Source organism: Streptomyces sp. NRRL B-3229, assembly GCF_000719505.1.
GTDB lineage: Bacteria > Actinomycetota > Actinomycetes > Streptomycetales > Streptomycetaceae > Streptomyces > Streptomyces griseorubiginosus.
Genome location: NZ_JOGP01000018.1, coordinates 136,056 through 150,467 on the forward strand (window position 1 = coordinate 136,056; position 14,412 = coordinate 150,467).

The window sequence follows — 14,412 nt, forward strand, 5'->3', positions numbered from 1 at the left end:
GAAAAGGAGAAAGCCCCCGAGAAAAGGGGAAGCCCCGACCGGACGGGGGAATCTCGGTCGGGGCGGTCATGTGGTGGGCACGGATGGCGGTCGCCTCTCGGCGAAAGGCTCCACAGGGCTTCAGCCGAACGATCGTCCCTGTGGGCAAAAGGTGAGGCCCGGGGACACTGTCCCATCCGCACCCACGGTCTGTTCAACGGGCAACGACCCCGTGGTGTTCCTCCTCAGGGGCCGATCCGGCGTGAGCCGTGTCACCCCCCGCCCGTGTCACCCCGTCCGGCCGGTCGGAAGGGTCTCGCTCCACAGGTTCTCGGCCTGGAGCAGCAGGGTCCCCAGCACGGTCGTACCCTCGGCGCCCTGTCCGGCGTGCTCCCGCAGCCCGTCGTGGAGCCGCCCGCGCAGCTCCCGCATCGTCTCCATCGCCTCGTCGTCCGGATGCACGTCGTCGCCGGCCCCCAGCATCCGGCGGGCCTCCGCGTGGCAGGCGTCGCCGATCAGCTCCAGGAGCCGGGCGTAGGAGTCCAGCACGGTTCCCGAGGGCGCGGTCGGGACGCGCTCGTCGTCGGCGGCGACGGCCAGGGTCCGGGTGAGCGCGCGGATGTGCCCGGTGACCCGGCTCCAGCGCTCGTCGTCCTGCTCGGGCGGGGCAGGCTCCGGAGGCCGCCGTACGGCACGCAGCGGGGCGGCGGTCAGCCGCAGGCTCTCCCGGCTCCAGCCCCGGGCGGAGCGCAGCGCCTCCAGCCGGTGTTCGAGATGGGCCGAGGCGTAGGACCAGCCCTGGCTGTCCCACTCGTCCTCGCGCAGGTCACCGGCCACCCTGCGCAGGACGTCACCCGCCTCCCGGGCCAGGGCCGCGAGGTTCTCGCGGACGTCCCGCAGATGGATCGGCGGCAGCACGAACGCGTTCACGGCGAGGCCGATGACCGCGCCGAGCGCGGCCTGACCCACCCGGTGCCCGACGGAGGACACGCCGGCGGCACCCGTGGCGAGGGTGAACAGCGCGGTGGTGGCCCCGTAGATCCCCTGGTCACCGAAGCGGGGCCAGTTCGCGAGGAGCACCAGCGGCGGCACGGACAGCGCCACCGCACCCAGCGTGCTCCCGGTGACGGCCAGCGCGACCGCCGCAAGGACGGTCCCGCAGCAGATCGCCGCGAGCTGCCGGGCCGCCTGCATGAGGGAACTGAACACGGTGGCCTGCACCAGCACCACCGCCACCCAGGGCGCCATCAACGCCATCGGGTCGCCCATCCACACGCCCGCCACCAGCCAGGCCAGAATCGCCGCAGCCGACGCCTTGAGGGACTGCACCACCAGGTCGCGCTGCCGCCCGGGACCACGCCAGGCGGCACGGGCCGCCCGGCCCACGGCACCGGCCTCCCGCTGGAGGGCGTACGCGGGCCGGGACAGCCTCCTCACCACTTCCGTCTCACCAGTCATCCGCTGTGAGTTCCGCGGAAACCCGCAGGTCATGCCAGGAAACTGTCCGCCAGGTCCGCCAGGAGGTGTGCCGGGTCGTCGTAGATCGCCTGCGCACCCGCCTCTTCCAGGTCGGCGCGGGGGATGCCGCCGCACAGGACGCCGACGCAGCGCACCCCGGCCCGGGAGCCGGCCTGCATGTCCCAGACGGTGTCCCCGACGAAGACCGCGTTCTCGGCCGGTACCCCGGCCAGCTCCAGGGCGTGCTCGACGGGTTCGGGAGCCGGCTTGCCTTCCTCGACGTCGTCCGCGCTCGCCGTCGCCATGATCGCGTCGTCCGCGTCGATCGCCCGGCGCAGCGCCGACAGCTCTGCGCCGCCCGCCGAGGTCGCCAGCACCACCCGCCAGCCCTCGTGATCGAGCCGCCGCAGCAGCCGCCCCGCGTCCCGGAGGGCCGGCAGCCGGTCGAAGTACTGCCCGTAGAGGGCTTTGTGAGCGGCGCTCAGCTCGGCGTCCTGGTCCTTGTCGCGGTCGTCACCGAGCAGATGGGCGACGAGGTCCTCGGAGCCGAGCCCGATGGCCCGGTGGACCGCGTGCATGGGCACCTGGTGGCCCGCCTGCCGCAGCGCCTCCCACCAGGTCGTCACATGCAGGTGGTTGGTGTCCACCAGGGTCCCGTCGACGTCGAACACTGCCGCCCGTTCCATGTACTGCCCCTTTCCTGTCGTACCGTTCCGGGTACCACGTCAGGCGGTCGCCACTCGGGACGGCACCCGGCCCTCCCGGGACCAGGCCAGCAGCTCGTCCATGCCCCAGGTGGTCACGATCCGCTCGGCCGGCACCCCGCACTCCTCGGCCCTGGCGCAGCCGAGGATCTGCCAGTCGAGCTGTCCGGGGGCGTGGGCGTCCGTGTCGACGGAGAACAGCACGCCCGCCTCGACGGCCCTGCGCAGCAGCCGGCGGGGCGGGTCGAGGCGCTCGGGGCGGCTGTTGATCTCCACGGCCGTGCCCGACTCGGCGCATGCGGCGAACACCTCGTCGGCGTCGAACTCCGACTCCGGCCGCCCCCGCCCGGTCACCAGCCGTCCCGTGCAGTGCCCGAGGACGTCCGCGTGCGGATTGCGTACGGCGGCCACCATGCGCCGGGTCATCGCGCGGGCGTCCATGCGCAGCTTGGAGTGCACGGACACCACCACCACGTCCAGGCGGTCCAGGAGTTCGGGTTCCTGGTCCAGCGAGCCGTCGTCGAGGATGTCGCACTCGATGCCGGTGAGCAGCCGGAAGGGGGCCCAGGTCTCGTTCAGTGCCGCCACCACGTCCAGCTGTTCCCGCAGCCGCTCCGGGGACAGCCCCCTGGCCACGGTGAGCCGGGGGGAGTGGTCGGTGAGCACGGCCCACTCGTGGCCGAGCTGCGCCGCGGTCCGGCCCATCTCCTCGATCGGGCTGCCGCCGTCGGACCAGTCGGAGTGCAGATGGCAGTCGCCGCGCAGCAGCGCCCGCAGTCCCGCGCCGCCGCCGGTTTGCGGCGCGTCGGCCTCGCCCTCCAGCTTCTCCAGGTAGCCCGGCACACCTCCGGCCAGCGCCTCCCGCACCACCTGGGCCGTCTTCGGGCCGATGCCCTTGAGCGACTCCAGCGATCCGGACTGCGCCCGCTCACGCACCTCGTCCGCGGACAGCCCCGTCAGCACCCGGGCCGCCGTACGGAAGGCACGGACGCGGTACGTCGGTGCCAGGGAGCGCTCCAGCAGGAAGGCGATCCGCTCCAGCGCCTCGACGGGATCCATGGCCACCTCCTGCACCCAGCGTTCCCCAGGGACACGGGGGCCGCACGACGGGCGAGCGGTTTGTCCGGTACGACCTCGGGTACTGCGATGCGTCGTCCGAGACCCCGACCTTGCCTACGCTCCCGTCCCGAGGAGGCCGACATGTCCGCCCCCACAGCACCCCACAGCAAGGTGGCCGTGATCACCGGAGCCGACTCCGGCATCGGCAGGGCCACCGCCGTCCGGCTGGCCCGGGCGGGGATGGACGTCGGCATCACCTGGCACAGCGATCTCGAGGGCGCCGAGGAGACCGCCGAGGAGGTCCGTGCGCAAGGGCGGCGGGCCGAGGTGGCGCGGATGGACCTGACCCGGCTGCCTGTTGCCGCCGACACCGTCGACGAGCTGTGCGACCGGCTCGGCCGCCTCGACGTCCTGGTCAACAACGCGGGCACCGGCACCATGACACCCTTCCTCGACCTGGAGCTGGACACCGTCCGCGAGGTCCTCGACGTCGACCTGGTCGGCCCGTTCCTGTGCGGGCAGCGGGCCGCCCGGCACATGATCCGCCAGGGCTCCGGCGGCCGGATCGTCAACGTGACCTCCGTCCACGAGCACCAGCCCCGGGTCGGCGCCGCCCCGTACTGCGCGGCCAAGGGCGGCCTCGGGCTGCTCACCCAGGTCATGGCCCTTGAGCTGGCCGAGCACGGCATCACCGTCAACGCGGTCGCGCCCGGCGAGATCGCCACCCCGATGACCGGCCAGGGGGACGAGGACGTGCGCACCGAGGACCGGCCCGGCATCCCGCTGGGCCGCCCGGGTGACGCCCGCGAGGTGGCCGCCGTGATCGCCTTCCTCGCCGGTCCCGAGGCCGGCTACGTCACCGGGGCCTCCTGGAGCGTGGACGGCGGAATGCTCCGCATGGGCCCGCAGGCGGGCTCGCATCTCGGCGACGACGCGTGGCGGCGCCCCTGAGCCTCGCACCGGCTCCTGCGAACCCCGCCCCCGCGTCAGGGACTGCCGGGCGGGTGAGGTACGACTCTCCCTCCCGGGGGATGCGTTCTACGCTCGTTCCATGACCGAAATCGCGAGCCCGCACATCGCCAACCCGCGGATCATCGTGCTCGGGGTCCAGCCGACCACACCGCCCTTCCGGATCGTGGAGATCGACGGGGAGGTGGTCGGCGAGGCGCGGACCGTCACCGACGTACTGGAGGCGGCCGCCGCCTTCGGCATCACGGTCCACGACCTGGACGATCCTGACGTGGTCCGCTGGGTCGGCGGCGACAAGTTCACCTGGACCCGGCACTGACCCACCGGCTCAGCCGACCGTCCACTTCTGGTTGGCGCCGCCCGTGCAGGTCCACAGCTGGAGCCGGGTGCCGTTGGCCGAGTTGTTGCCCGTCACGTCCAGGCACTTGTTCGCCTGCGGGTTGACGATGTCGTGCGCGCCCGTGACGGTCCACCGCTGGGCCCCGGAGCCGTTGCAGTCGTAGAGCTGGACCGCCGTGCCGTCCGCGGTGCCGCCGCCCGTGACGTCCAGGCACTTGCCGAGCGCCCGGACCGTGCCGTCGGCGCCCACGGTCCACTGCTGGGCCGCGGTGCCGTTGCAGTCGTAGAGCTGGACGGCCGTGCCGTTGGCGGGGTTCGCCCCGGCGACGTCCACGCACTTGCCCGCGAGGCCCCGGATCGGCGCGCCCGGCGCGGAGTCGCCGGTGGTCACCGAGACGTGGTCGACCACGAGTTGCTGCGGGAAGGACGTCGAACCGTCCGGGTCGCCGGGCCAGTAGCCGCCCACCGCGAGGTTCAGGATCAGGAAGAACGGCTTGTTGAACACCCAGGTGCGGCCGCCCAGGTCGGCGGGGGTGCGCTGCTGGTAGACGGTCCCGTCCACGGACCAGGTGATCGAGTCGGGTGCCCAGTCGACGGCGAAGGTGTGGAAGGCGTCCGCGAAGGCCTGGCCGTTCGGCAGGGAGTAGCCGGCGCCGATGCCGCCCGAGCCGGAGTAGCCGGGGCCGTGGATGGTGCCGTGCACGGTCGAGGGTTCGAAGCCGACGTTCTCCATGACGTCGATCTCGCCCGAGTCCGGCCAGTTGACCGGAGTGCCGAGCATCCAGAACGCCGGCCACATGCCCTGTCCGCGCGGGATCTTCATGCGCGCCTCGACGTGCCCGTACTGCGCGGTGAACTTCCCCGAGGTGTTCAGCCGGGCCGAGGTGTACTGGCAGCTGCCGTACCAGCACTGGTAGCCGGCCGGGTTCTCGCGCCGGGCCGTGATCACCAGATGGCCCTGGCCGTCCAGTGCGGCGTTCCGGTTCCCCGCCGTGTAGTACTGCCGCTCGTGGTTGTTGACGTTGTCGCCGGTCTCGATCTGCCACTTCGAGGAGTCGACCGCGGCTCCGGCGGGTCCGTCGAAGGTGTCGGAGAACGTCACCGCGGCGGCCGACGCAGCGGGTGCGTCGGCCGCCGCGGTGCCTGAGGCGAGCAGAACGGCGGACAGGGCGGCGAGGAGACATCTGCGCAGCAGGCGTGAGGAGGCCACGGCACATCCTTCGAGGTGGGGGTGAAGGTGTCGCCTCTTGATTTAAGGAGTGAGCTAAGGGGGCGTCAACCCCTTGGTACGGACCAGAAGTCGAGCAACCGGCGAGACCCGGGCGACCCCTACGCCTTGTCCGCCACCGGCTTCCTGGCCGCGGGCTTCTTGTGCACCGCACGGCTCAGCCGCCGTCCCAGCAGCAGATAGCCGATCAGGGCACCGGCCGTGTTCAGGATGACGTCGTCGATGTCGAAGGCCCGCCCCTCCACCAGGGCACCCTGCGCGAACTCGACCAACAGCATCACCACGGCCGTCAGCAGCGCGATCCGCAGCAGGCCGCGGGTCTTGGGAGCGATGATCGGCACCAGGATCCCGAACGGCACGCCCAGCAGGATGTTCCCGCCGATCTGCTTGATCGCGTCCCGCATCTCGGGCTGGTCCAGATAGAGCTTGAGGGAAGCCCCGGGATGCAGGTTGGTGTGGGTCAGGTCCACCGACGCCGGCGAGGGCTCCAGGGTGAGCCGGGCCAGCACGACGGCGAACGCCACCATGAAGGCGAAGGCGAACACCATCGCCACGAACCGGACGACGAGAGAGAGCGGACTGCGCCGGGGGCGGGCGGGCTTCGCCTCGGGCTCCTTCTTGGCGCGTTTCGCCTCGGGCTCCTTCTTGGCGGTGCCGGCGTCCGACGCCGTTCGCGAACGTGAGAGCACCCAGGCCATTGCTTCCTCCACTGTCCAACTTCCCTATGTGGGAGCCCTATTACCCCCGAAGGTCCCGGAGATGCCGTACGGTCCCGGCCACCCTCGGTTTCCCTTCGTACGGTCGGGGCACTGGGGCCTCAGTACCGCGCGCGTCGCCCCCTTCCGCCCCCGGCGCGGTGTTTGGATGGCGCGCGACGGCCGTGTCCCACGGCCGTGCTCCGAGGAGGTGGCGCATGACCGGGCGGACCACGCTGCTCGCCGCGGCCGAACTCCTCATCTGGTGGGCCGCGCTCGCCGCGCTCTGGCTCGTGCTCATCAGCACCGTGGACACCCTGGAACTCGCCGTCGGCGCGGCCGTCGCCGCCCTCGGCGCCCTGGCCGCCCGCGCCGCCCGCCGGGCGGTGAGCGCGTGGTGAACGGCTGGATCCTCACGGCGGCCGTCGTCCTGGCCGGGGGAGTGGGCGCCACCGTGTGGGGCGTCGCCACCGGTCCGCTCAGACGCCGGGTCGTGGCACAGAACCTGTGCACCGCCTTCGCCTGCCCCGCCCTGCTGCTCCTCTCCCAGGGCTACGACCGCCCCTCCTACGTCGATCTCGCCCTGGTCCTCGCCCTCCTGGGCCCGGTCGGCACCCTCGTGTTCGCCCGGCTGCTCGCCGACGAACTGGCCGGCGACCCGCCGAGCGCCTGGAGGCTGACCTACGCTGCCGCCGCCGTCGGCGCGTTGGTCGTACCGGCCGTGTGCGTGGCCGCCGGACCAAGCCGCGCGACGGCCAAGCTGCTGTTCGTGGGCGTCCTGCTGATCGGCGGGAACCTCGTGGCCTCGCGCGCCCTGTCCGGCGGCTTCCCGGCGGCCCGCCATGGCTGACGCGGTGATCGTCATCGCACTGCTCCTGGTCGCCGCCTCCGCGACGGCGGCGGTGGCCGCCCGCGACCCGGTCCGCCAGGCCCTGGTCCTGTCCGTGCTCGGTGTGGTCCTCGCGATCCTGTTCACCGTGCTCCAGGCGCCCGACGTGGCCCTGTCGCAGCTCGCCGTGGGCTCCGCGCTCACGCCGCTGCTGCTGCTGCTCGCGGTCCACAATGTGCGGCGGCGCGGCCGCAAGGAAGGACCCCGCAGGTGAGCCGGCGCTTCAGGCTGTGGCTCGTGGCGGTGGGAGGCACGGGCCTGGCCGCCCTCTTCACGGCCGCCGCCCTCGACCTGCCCGCCTTCGGCGGCGACCACCACCCCTACGGCGACCGGGCCGTCCACGCCTCCCTGGCCCGGCACACCGCCAACGTCATCGCCTCGATCAACTTCGACCAGCGCGCCTTCGACACCCTCGGCGAGATGACCATCCTCTTCGCTGCGGTCATCGGCTGCGGGGTCCTGCTGCGCCAGACCCGCGACGAGCACCGCGCCGCCCCCGAACCCAGCGAGGTGGCCCGCCCCGTCCGCCGCTACGCCCTCCTCGTCCTCCCCGTCGCCCTGCTGACCGGCCTGTACGTGATCGCCCACGGCCAGCTCAGCCCCGGCGGCGGCTTCCAGGGCGGAGTGGTCGCCGCGACCTCCCTGCACCTGCTCTACCTGGGCGCCGACTACCGAGCACTGGAACGGGTCCGGCCGGTCGCCCTGTACGAGACCGGCGACGCCGTCGCCACCTCCGCCTACGTCGTCACCGGCCTCGCGGCCCTGATCGGCGGCTCGGCCTTCCTCGCCAACACCCTGCTGCCGTACGGCACCTTCAACACGCTGTCCTCCGGCGGCACCGTCCCCCTGCTGAACGCGGCCGTCGGCATGGAGGTCGCCTGCGCGGTCGTCGTGCTGCTCGCCCGTTTCCTGGACCAGGCCGTCGAGATCGAGGAGGGGAACGGGACATGAGGGACGTCCTTCCGTACCTGGTGGCCGGCTGGGTCTTCCTGACCGGCTGCTACGGCCTCGCCACCAGCCGCAACCTGATCCACGCCGTGGGCTGTCTGTCGGTGTGCCAGGCCGGCACCTACGTTCTGCTGCTGGCCGTCGGCTACCGCGACGACGCCACCGCACCCGTCTTCTCCGACCTGAAACCAGGCTCCCGTCCGGTCGTCGACCCGCTCGTGCAGGCACTGACCCTGACCGACGTCGTGGTCGGCGCCACCGTCACCGCCCTGCTGCTCGCCCTCGTCGTCCAGATCTCCAAACGTCACGGCACCGTCGACCCCGACGAACTCTCCGAGCTGCGCGGCTGATGGACGACCTGCTGCCCCTGCTGGTGGCCGCACCCCTGCTCGGCGCCGCCCTGCTCGTCGCAGGCGGCCGCCTGGTGCCCCGGCCCGTCGCCGAGACAGTGGGCTGCGCGGTCGCGGCGGGCACCGCCGCCCTCGCCCTCGTGCTGCTGCTGAACTCCTCGCCGCCGTTCCTGGAATGGGCCGGCGGCTGGACGCCCGTGAACGGACAGAGCGTCGGCATCGTCCTGATCGGTGACGGCCCCGGCCTCGGCATGGCCGCCCTCGCCTCCCTGCTCACCCTGGCGGCGCTGGCGTACTCCTGGCACTACTTCGACGAACCCCCCAGCGGCCACGCCGGGTCCTTCCCCGCGCTCCTGCTGCTCTTCCAGGGCGGCATGTGCGGCTTCGCGATCGCCGGCGACCTCTTCAACGCGTTCGTGTGGTTCGAGCTGATGGGCGTCGCCGCGTACGCCCTCACCGGCCACCGGGTCGAGGAGGCCAGGGCCGTGCAGGGGGCGCTGACCTTCGCCGTCGTCACCTCGCTCGGCGCGTACGCCCTGCTCATGGGCATCGGCCTGCTGTACGCCCGCACCGGCGAGCTGGGGATGCACGCGCTCGGCCGGGGCCTCGACGCGCACGGGCGGCCGGACGCCCTGGTCCTGGCCGCGTTCGTGCTGGTGATGACCGGGCTGCTGGTCAAGGCGGCCGCCGTCCCCTTCCACTTCTGGCTGCCCGACGCACACGCCGTCGCCCCGACCCCGGTGTGCATGCTGCTGTCGGGCGTCATGGTCGAACTCGGCACCTTCGGCGTCTGGCGGATCTACGGCACCGTCTTCGCCGGGCCCGGCGGGGTCCCGGCCCCGGAGTTCGGGCGGACCCTGGTGACGCTGGGCGCACTGACGGCCGTGATCGGCGCGGTGATGTGCTGGTACCAGCGGCACATCAAACGACTGCTGGCCTACTCGACGGTCGCCCACACCGGGCTCTTCCTCATCGGCGTCGGCGTGCTGAAGCCCGAGGCCGACGACGGGATCGCCCTGTACCTCCTGGGCCACGCCGGGGTGAAGGCCGCCCTGTTCGCCTGCGCCGGCATCCTCCTGGACCGCTACGGCAGCGTCGACGAGCCCGCCCTGTACGGCAGGGCACGGGAACTGAAGGGCGTGGCCGTGCTGTTCACCCTGGGCGCCCTCGGACTCGCCGGGCTGCCGCCCTTCGGCACGGCGCTCGGCAAGTCCATCACCGAGGAGGCCGTCGGAGGCCCGCTCACCGTCCTGTACGTGGCGGCGAGCGCGGTGACCGCGGCAGCGGTCCTGCGGGTCGCCGGACGGGTGTTCCTGGGCCTCGGACCCAGGCCCGCCGACGGCACCGGTTCCGGATACGAGACGTCCGGGTCCGGTGAGCGGCCCGAGACCCGGCACCGGCTGAGCCGGATCCCGGACACCATGACGGCGGTGCCCGCGGTGCTGCTCGCCGGGTCCCTCGCCGTCGGCGTGGTCCCGGGTTTCGCGGGGGCGGTCGCGCGCTCGGTCAACGAGACCGGCTCCGCGGGCGTCGCCGCCTCCGCGCACTGGACCCCGGCCGGCGTCCTGCTGGGTCTGCTCTCGACCCTGCTGGCCGGGGTCCTCGCCCACCTCGCGGTCACCCGTCCGAAGACGTTCGCCGCACCGGACCGGGCGCTGTGGCTAAGGCGACTCCAGTCCGGGCACATCGGCGACTACGTGGCCTGGGTGCTCGTCGGCGCCACCGTGCTCGGCGCCCTCACCCTGCCGGGCCTGCTCGGGAGCTGATCAGCTGCCGTAGACGACCTCGACCTTCTTGAAGCCGAGGGAGCCCAGCAGCCCCTTGAGCATGGTGGTCGTGTTGATCTCGGCCCGCTTGGTCAGCTCGCTCTCCTGCGCCGCCTCCGTGATGTGCTTGACCGCGAGCTTCTGCACCGCCTGCTCGCTGTTGGGGTTGTCGGAGAAGAAGTCACCGAGCCGGTCGAGCAGCCCGCGCTGCTTGGAGACCGCGTAGGAGCGGTCCGCGTCCAGCGTGGCCTTGCCGAGCTGGGCGTGCGGCAGATGAAGCGTTGCCGCCGTGCGGTCCTCGTTGACCGTCACGTCGTTCTTCGCGACCTTTCCGAGGTCGACATAGGCGTCCACGGCGCCCGCCCCGACGTAGAGGGTGCGGGAGCCGCGGATCGCGTCGGGCAGGAACTTGGTGTCCTTCTCCAGGTCGACCACGACCTGGAAGTTGCCGGAGGCTGCGTCGTAACGGCTGATGTCCTGGATGGACTCCAGGAGTGCGGGACCCGACCGGTCATGGGTCTCGGTGCCGAACAGGTCCTTGAGGCCCGGAATCACACTGAGCCTGATGCCGGCGAAGAACACCACGAGCACCACCACGACAGCGGTGAGTACCTTCGCCCAGCCGGGCATGCGCCTGGACACGCGCCTTATGGGAGTCGTCATGCGACGGCCCTCCTTCCTGACTGCACGGATGCCCGGCCACGACCTTCAAAAGCACGGCGGCACCGTCTTGTTGGCTGATTGGAACACTGCCGGGACACTCGGGGGCGCACTAACGTGAGGAACTCCGCGTACGGCGTGTCTGGAGACCCGGATGAGCACGGACAGTACGTCCCGGACCCTGCGTCCCATGCACCGCATCCCCTTGCCCGCGTCCGGCCCGCCCCGGCTCACCACCCTGGCCACCGGCACCCCGGTGTGGCTCGTGACCCGCTGGGCCGACGTCCGCCAGGTGCTCATGGACCCCCGCTTCGACCGGAAGTCGCTCCGGGACGAGGACGCCCCGCCGCTGCTCCTCGTACCGAACCTGCTGGACTCCCCGGACGGCCTCCTCAACCAGGACGGACCGCCCCACCAACTGCTCCGGAGCACTGTCCAGCGGGCCTTCACCCCGCGTGCCATCGCCCGCTGGCGGCCCTGGACCGCGTCCGTGGTGGAGACCCTTCTCGACGACCTGGCCAGGCAGCCGCAACCGGCCGACATCGTCGAGGCGTTCACCCGACGGCTGCCGGTCTCGGTGATCTCCCGGCTGATGGGCCTGGAGGACGCCGACTGGGAGCGCATCCGCGGCTGGGCCGACCACGCCCTGTCCGGCGGGGCGCACACGGCCGAGGAAGTGGGCGCGGCGATGCGGGAGTTCGGCATGTTCTGCGCGGGACTGGTCGCCGAGCGGCGCAAGGAGCCGGGCGACGACCTGGTGAGCGCGTTGGTCGTGGCGGGCGACGGCCTCGGGATCGAGGAGCCGCGGCTGGTCGTCCTGGTCCTGGGCCTGGTCGTCGCCGGACACGAGACGACGATGACCGCCCTCGGCAACATCGTGGTCCACCTCCTCACCGACGCACCACAGGCCTGGCCGGGCCTCGCCGAGAGCCAGGAGGCGGCCGAGACCGCCGTCGAACAACTGCTGCGGACGATTCCGCTCAGCGAGGGCAGGGTGCTGCCCGGCCTGATCCGCCGCGCCGTGGCCGAGGCCGAGGTCGGCGGCGTGACGATTCCGGCGGGTGCGGTGGTCGCCGTGCAGACCAACGCGGCCAACCGCGACCCCGAGATCTTCCCCCAGCCCCACGAGACCGACCTGTTCGCCCCGCTCACCACACCGAGCGTGGTGTTCGGCGCGGGCCCCCACCACTGCCTTGGCGCATGGCTGGCCCGCCTGGAACTGGGTCTGGCCCTGCACCGGCTGGCGGTCCGGTTTCCGGGACTGCGGCCCGAGTTCACCGCGGAGACGATCGAATGGCGGGAGGGTCAGCTGACCCGGGGGCCGCGAAGGCTACCGGTGTCGTGGTGAGATCCGTCAGCGGGTCATGAGCTCGCGGTCACCCGACACACGCGACCACCACACTCCCTCACCCCGGGTGAGCCCCGGCAGCCGCAGCTCCATCTCCCGCACCCGCCGCGCCGGAAGCTCGCCGGTGATCACCCATGCCGGATCCCCGCCCGTGGTCCCCGTGAACTCCGCCCCGAGCGAGGCGAGTTGCGCGGCCACCGGCGCCAGCGCGGCCGACGGCACCTCCACCTCGAACGCGTGACACGGCTCGAACACCCGCGTCCCGGCCCGCTTCAGCGCCTCCCGCAGCACGATCGGCGTGAGCCCGCGGAAGTCGGCCGCGGTGCTGAGCGGCCCCACGAATCCGGACCGGATCAGGGTGACCCGGTAGTCCGTCACGGCCGCCCCGGTCAGCCCGGTCGCCATGCCCGCGTGCACCGATTCCTCGATGGCCTGGTGGAACGCCCTCGGGAGCGCCCCGAGTTCGGTCTCGTACCCGAAGACGCCCCCGGAGCCGCGGTCGCCGGGCTCGACCCGCAGCCCGACCGTCGCCCAGTACCGGGTCCCCTCATGCCAAGGGGTCTGCGCACTGGCCTCGCCCGTGCCATGCGGCCGCTCCAGGTACCGGATGCGGCCCGGCGTGAAGTCCGCCTCCACGCCGAAGTCCTGGGCGAGGGTCGCCGCGAGCACCTCCATCTGGACCTCGCCGTACAGCAGCAGAGCGGTGGCGCCTTCGGCGGTGGGGCGGGCGTGGATCAGCGGGTCCTGGTCGGCGAGCGCGAGCAGGGCGGAGCGCAGCCGGGCCGCCTGGGCCGGGTGGCGGGCCGTGACCAGGGTCTCCAGCGTGGGAGGTGCGAACTGCGGTGCACGGTCCGTGAGTTCACCGAGCCGGTCGCCCACGCGGAGACCGGGGGAGAACGTCAGCGCCGCGATGTCACCGGCGGCGAGGGGCCCGCTCAGCCGGGTCGCCCGACCGTGGATCCGGCTCGGCACACCGTCGGCCCCGCGCCTCAGGAATGTCAGCCGCTGACGCTCCGTCACCTCGCCGCCGTACAGTCGCAGGTAGGCGATGCGCTCACCGCCGGGGGCCGTGCGTACGGCGAACACCGTGCCGCGGGGCTCGCCGTCCCGTTGCGCGGGTGCGGGCGGGATCAGCCGGGTCACGGCCTCGACCAGTTCGGGCACGCCCTGGCCGCCGAGGGCCGAGCCGAAGTGCACCGGGTGGAAGGAGCCGTCAGCGGTGCGGGCGGCCAGGGCCCCGCGCAGGCCGTCCGGGGTCGGCTCGGGGCCGTCCACGAGTGCCGCGAGGATGTCCGGGTCGACCTCGGCGAGTGCTTCGGCCGCGGAGCCGATGCCCAGCGGCCGCACCCGCGCGTCGGACGAGCCGAGGCCCGTCACCCGCGTCAGCGGGGCGACGTACGGCGTCAGCCGGCGGCGGATGTCCGTGAGCAGGTCCTCCTCGCGGGCGCCGGGCCGGTCGATCTTGTTGACGAAGATCAGCGTCGGCAGTCGCAGCCGGCGCAGGGTCCGCATCAGGACGCGGGTCTGCGCCTGGACGCCCTCCACTGCGGACAGCAGCAGGACCGCGCCGTCGAGGACCTCCAGGGCGCGCTCGACCTCGGCGACGAAGTCGGAGTGCCCGGGGGTGTCGATGAGGTTGATCCGGGTGCCGTGGGCCGTGAAGGAGGCGACCGCGGAGCGGATGGTGATGCCGCGCTGCCGTTCGATGGCGCCGTCGTCCGTGCGGGTGTCGCCGGTGTCTACGCTGCCGAGCCGGTCGATCGCGCCGTGGTCGAACAGCAGTCGCTCGGTGAGGCTGGTCTTACCGGCGTCGACGTGGGCCAGAATGCCGATGTTCAGGGTGTGCATGCGGGGTCGAGTCCTCGAGAACCGTGGGCCGAAGGGGGCGCTGGGTCGTGACGAGGAGACGGCGCATGCGGGTGTCCTGACGTGAGGGGAACCGGGCGTCGCCATGATGGCTCCCGCCCACCGGGCCGCCGCAACCGGTTTTCGGTGTGGGGCGCGGGTCAGGTCGCCGGGA

Annotated in this window: 16 protein-coding genes; 9 read left to right on the forward strand and 7 right to left on the reverse strand. The window is 72.6% G+C overall.

All coding sequences use genetic code 11. The annotated features are described in order from the left end of the window. Positions 1-267: 267 nt before the first annotated feature. From IF54_RS0126565 to IF54_RS0126575, 3 genes are read right to left on the reverse strand one after another with little or no spacing between them, the layout of a single operon-like run. Positions 268-1,437 carry an FUSC family protein gene (locus tag IF54_RS0126565; RefSeq protein ID WP_030323036.1) on the reverse strand — a complete coding sequence of 390 codons (1,170 nt, stop codon included), beginning with the start codon at positions 1,435-1,437 and terminating at the stop codon, positions 268-270. A 29-nt stretch (positions 1,438-1,466) separates the two neighbouring features. Then, a complete protein-coding gene (locus IF54_RS0126570; RefSeq protein ID WP_030323038.1) occupies positions 1,467-2,123 on the reverse strand; it encodes an HAD family hydrolase in 657 nt (218 codons plus the stop codon). A gap of 39 nt (positions 2,124-2,162) precedes the next feature. Further along, positions 2,163-3,200 carry a PHP domain-containing protein gene (locus tag IF54_RS0126575; RefSeq protein WP_030323040.1) on the reverse strand — a complete coding sequence of 346 codons (1,038 nt, stop codon included), beginning with the start codon at positions 3,198-3,200 and terminating at the stop codon, positions 2,163-2,165. 141 nt (positions 3,201-3,341) lie between these two features. On the opposite strand from IF54_RS0126575, the gene IF54_RS0126580 reads away from it, so the two are divergent. Together IF54_RS0126580 and IF54_RS0126585 are read left to right on the forward strand one after the other, a co-directional pair. Continuing rightward, complete coding sequence (locus tag IF54_RS0126580; RefSeq protein ID WP_051735546.1) at positions 3,342-4,151, forward strand: SDR family oxidoreductase; 810 nt, start codon at positions 3,342-3,344, stop codon at positions 4,149-4,151. 100 nt (positions 4,152-4,251) lie between these two features. Beyond that, on the forward strand, positions 4,252-4,488 hold the full coding sequence (locus tag IF54_RS0126585; protein WP_030323045.1) for a hypothetical protein: 237 nt from the start codon (positions 4,252-4,254) through the stop codon (positions 4,486-4,488). Between the two features lie 9 nt (positions 4,489-4,497). On the opposite strand, the gene IF54_RS0126590 is transcribed toward IF54_RS0126585, so the two are convergent. Together IF54_RS0126590 and IF54_RS0126595 are read right to left on the reverse strand one after the other, a co-directional pair. Continuing rightward, positions 4,498-5,718, reverse strand: a complete 1,221-nt coding sequence (locus IF54_RS0126590; protein WP_030323047.1) for a glycoside hydrolase family 16 protein — start codon at positions 5,716-5,718, stop codon at positions 4,498-4,500. A gap of 119 nt (positions 5,719-5,837) precedes the next feature. Beyond that, positions 5,838-6,434, reverse strand: coding sequence for a VanZ family protein (locus tag IF54_RS0126595; protein WP_030323050.1), 597 nt, complete (start codon positions 6,432-6,434; stop codon positions 5,838-5,840). 215 nt (positions 6,435-6,649) lie between these two features. Here IF54_RS0126595 and IF54_RS0126600 point away from each other — a divergent pair, with 215 nt between their 5' ends. The 6 genes from IF54_RS0126600 to IF54_RS0126625 are packed head-to-tail and all read left to right on the forward strand — an operon-like array spanning position 6,650 to position 10,384. Further along, positions 6,650-6,832, forward strand: coding sequence for a hypothetical protein (locus tag IF54_RS0126600; RefSeq protein ID WP_030323055.1), 183 nt, complete (start codon positions 6,650-6,652; stop codon positions 6,830-6,832). After that, positions 6,829-7,281, forward strand: coding sequence for a monovalent cation/H+ antiporter complex subunit F (locus IF54_RS0126605; RefSeq protein ID WP_030323057.1), 453 nt, complete (start codon positions 6,829-6,831; stop codon positions 7,279-7,281). Before IF54_RS0126600 ends, IF54_RS0126605 begins: the two co-directional genes overlap by 4 nt. Further along, positions 7,274-7,534, forward strand: a complete 261-nt coding sequence (locus tag IF54_RS0126610; RefSeq protein WP_030323059.1) for a Na(+)/H(+) antiporter subunit B — start codon at positions 7,274-7,276, stop codon at positions 7,532-7,534. The genes IF54_RS0126605 and IF54_RS0126610 overlap by 8 nt, the downstream gene beginning before the upstream one ends. Further along, positions 7,531-8,271 carry an MnhB domain-containing protein gene (locus IF54_RS0126615; protein ID WP_030323061.1) on the forward strand — a complete coding sequence of 247 codons (741 nt, stop codon included), beginning with the start codon at positions 7,531-7,533 and terminating at the stop codon, positions 8,269-8,271. The genes IF54_RS0126610 and IF54_RS0126615 overlap by 4 nt, the downstream gene beginning before the upstream one ends. Further along, on the forward strand, positions 8,268-8,618 hold the full coding sequence (locus IF54_RS0126620) for a sodium:proton antiporter (protein WP_030323063.1): 351 nt from the start codon (positions 8,268-8,270) through the stop codon (positions 8,616-8,618). The genes IF54_RS0126615 and IF54_RS0126620 overlap by 4 nt, the downstream gene beginning before the upstream one ends. Beyond that, on the forward strand, positions 8,618-10,384 hold the full coding sequence (locus IF54_RS0126625; protein ID WP_030323064.1) for a complex I subunit 5 family protein: 1,767 nt from the start codon (positions 8,618-8,620) through the stop codon (positions 10,382-10,384). Before IF54_RS0126620 ends, IF54_RS0126625 begins: the two co-directional genes overlap by 1 nt. Here the strand turns inward: IF54_RS0126625 and IF54_RS0126630 are convergent, their stop codons facing one another. Then, complete coding sequence (locus IF54_RS0126630; protein WP_030323065.1) at positions 10,385-11,047, reverse strand: DUF4230 domain-containing protein; 663 nt, start codon at positions 11,045-11,047, stop codon at positions 10,385-10,387. It lies immediately after the preceding gene. Between the two features lie 151 nt (positions 11,048-11,198). Between IF54_RS0126630 and IF54_RS0126635 the strand changes: the two genes are divergently transcribed. Further along, complete coding sequence (locus IF54_RS0126635; RefSeq protein WP_030323066.1) at positions 11,199-12,392, forward strand: cytochrome P450; 1,194 nt, start codon at positions 11,199-11,201, stop codon at positions 12,390-12,392. Positions 12,393-12,398: 6 nt separating this feature from the next. On the opposite strand, the gene otr(A) is transcribed toward IF54_RS0126635, so the two are convergent. Beyond that, positions 12,399-14,240, reverse strand: a complete 1,842-nt coding sequence (gene otr(A), locus IF54_RS0126640; protein ID WP_030323068.1) for a tetracycline resistance ribosomal protection protein Otr(A) — start codon at positions 14,238-14,240, stop codon at positions 12,399-12,401. Positions 14,241-14,412: the final 172 nt, after the last annotated feature.

Coding starts and splice junctions, on each gene's coding strand:
- IF54_RS0126610 (WP_030323059.1), top strand. CDS start 7,274: ATGGCTGACGCGGTGATCGTCATCGCACTGCTCCTGGTCGCCGCCTCC.
- IF54_RS0126625 (WP_030323064.1), top strand. CDS start 8,618: ATGGACGACCTGCTGCCCCTGCTGGTGGCCGCACCCCTGCTCGGCGCC.
- IF54_RS0126620 (WP_030323063.1), top strand. CDS start 8,268: ATGAGGGACGTCCTTCCGTACCTGGTGGCCGGCTGGGTCTTCCTGACC.
- IF54_RS0126600 (WP_030323055.1), top strand. CDS start 6,650: ATGACCGGGCGGACCACGCTGCTCGCCGCGGCCGAACTCCTCATCTGG.
- IF54_RS0126585 (WP_030323045.1), top strand. CDS start 4,252: ATGACCGAAATCGCGAGCCCGCACATCGCCAACCCGCGGATCATCGTG.
- IF54_RS0126635 (WP_030323066.1), top strand. CDS start 11,199: ATGAGCACGGACAGTACGTCCCGGACCCTGCGTCCCATGCACCGCATC.
- IF54_RS0126580 (WP_051735546.1), top strand. CDS start 3,342: ATGTCCGCCCCCACAGCACCCCACAGCAAGGTGGCCGTGATCACCGGA.
- IF54_RS0126595 (WP_030323050.1), bottom strand. CDS start 6,434: ATGGCCTGGGTGCTCTCACGTTCGCGAACGGCGTCGGACGCCGGCACC.
- IF54_RS0126575 (WP_030323040.1), bottom strand. CDS start 3,200: ATGGATCCCGTCGAGGCGCTGGAGCGGATCGCCTTCCTGCTGGAGCGC.
- IF54_RS0126565 (WP_030323036.1), bottom strand. CDS start 1,437: ATGACTGGTGAGACGGAAGTGGTGAGGAGGCTGTCCCGGCCCGCGTAC.
- IF54_RS0126570 (WP_030323038.1), bottom strand. CDS start 2,123: ATGGAACGGGCGGCAGTGTTCGACGTCGACGGGACCCTGGTGGACACC.
- IF54_RS0126630 (WP_030323065.1), bottom strand. CDS start 11,047: ATGACGACTCCCATAAGGCGCGTGTCCAGGCGCATGCCCGGCTGGGCG.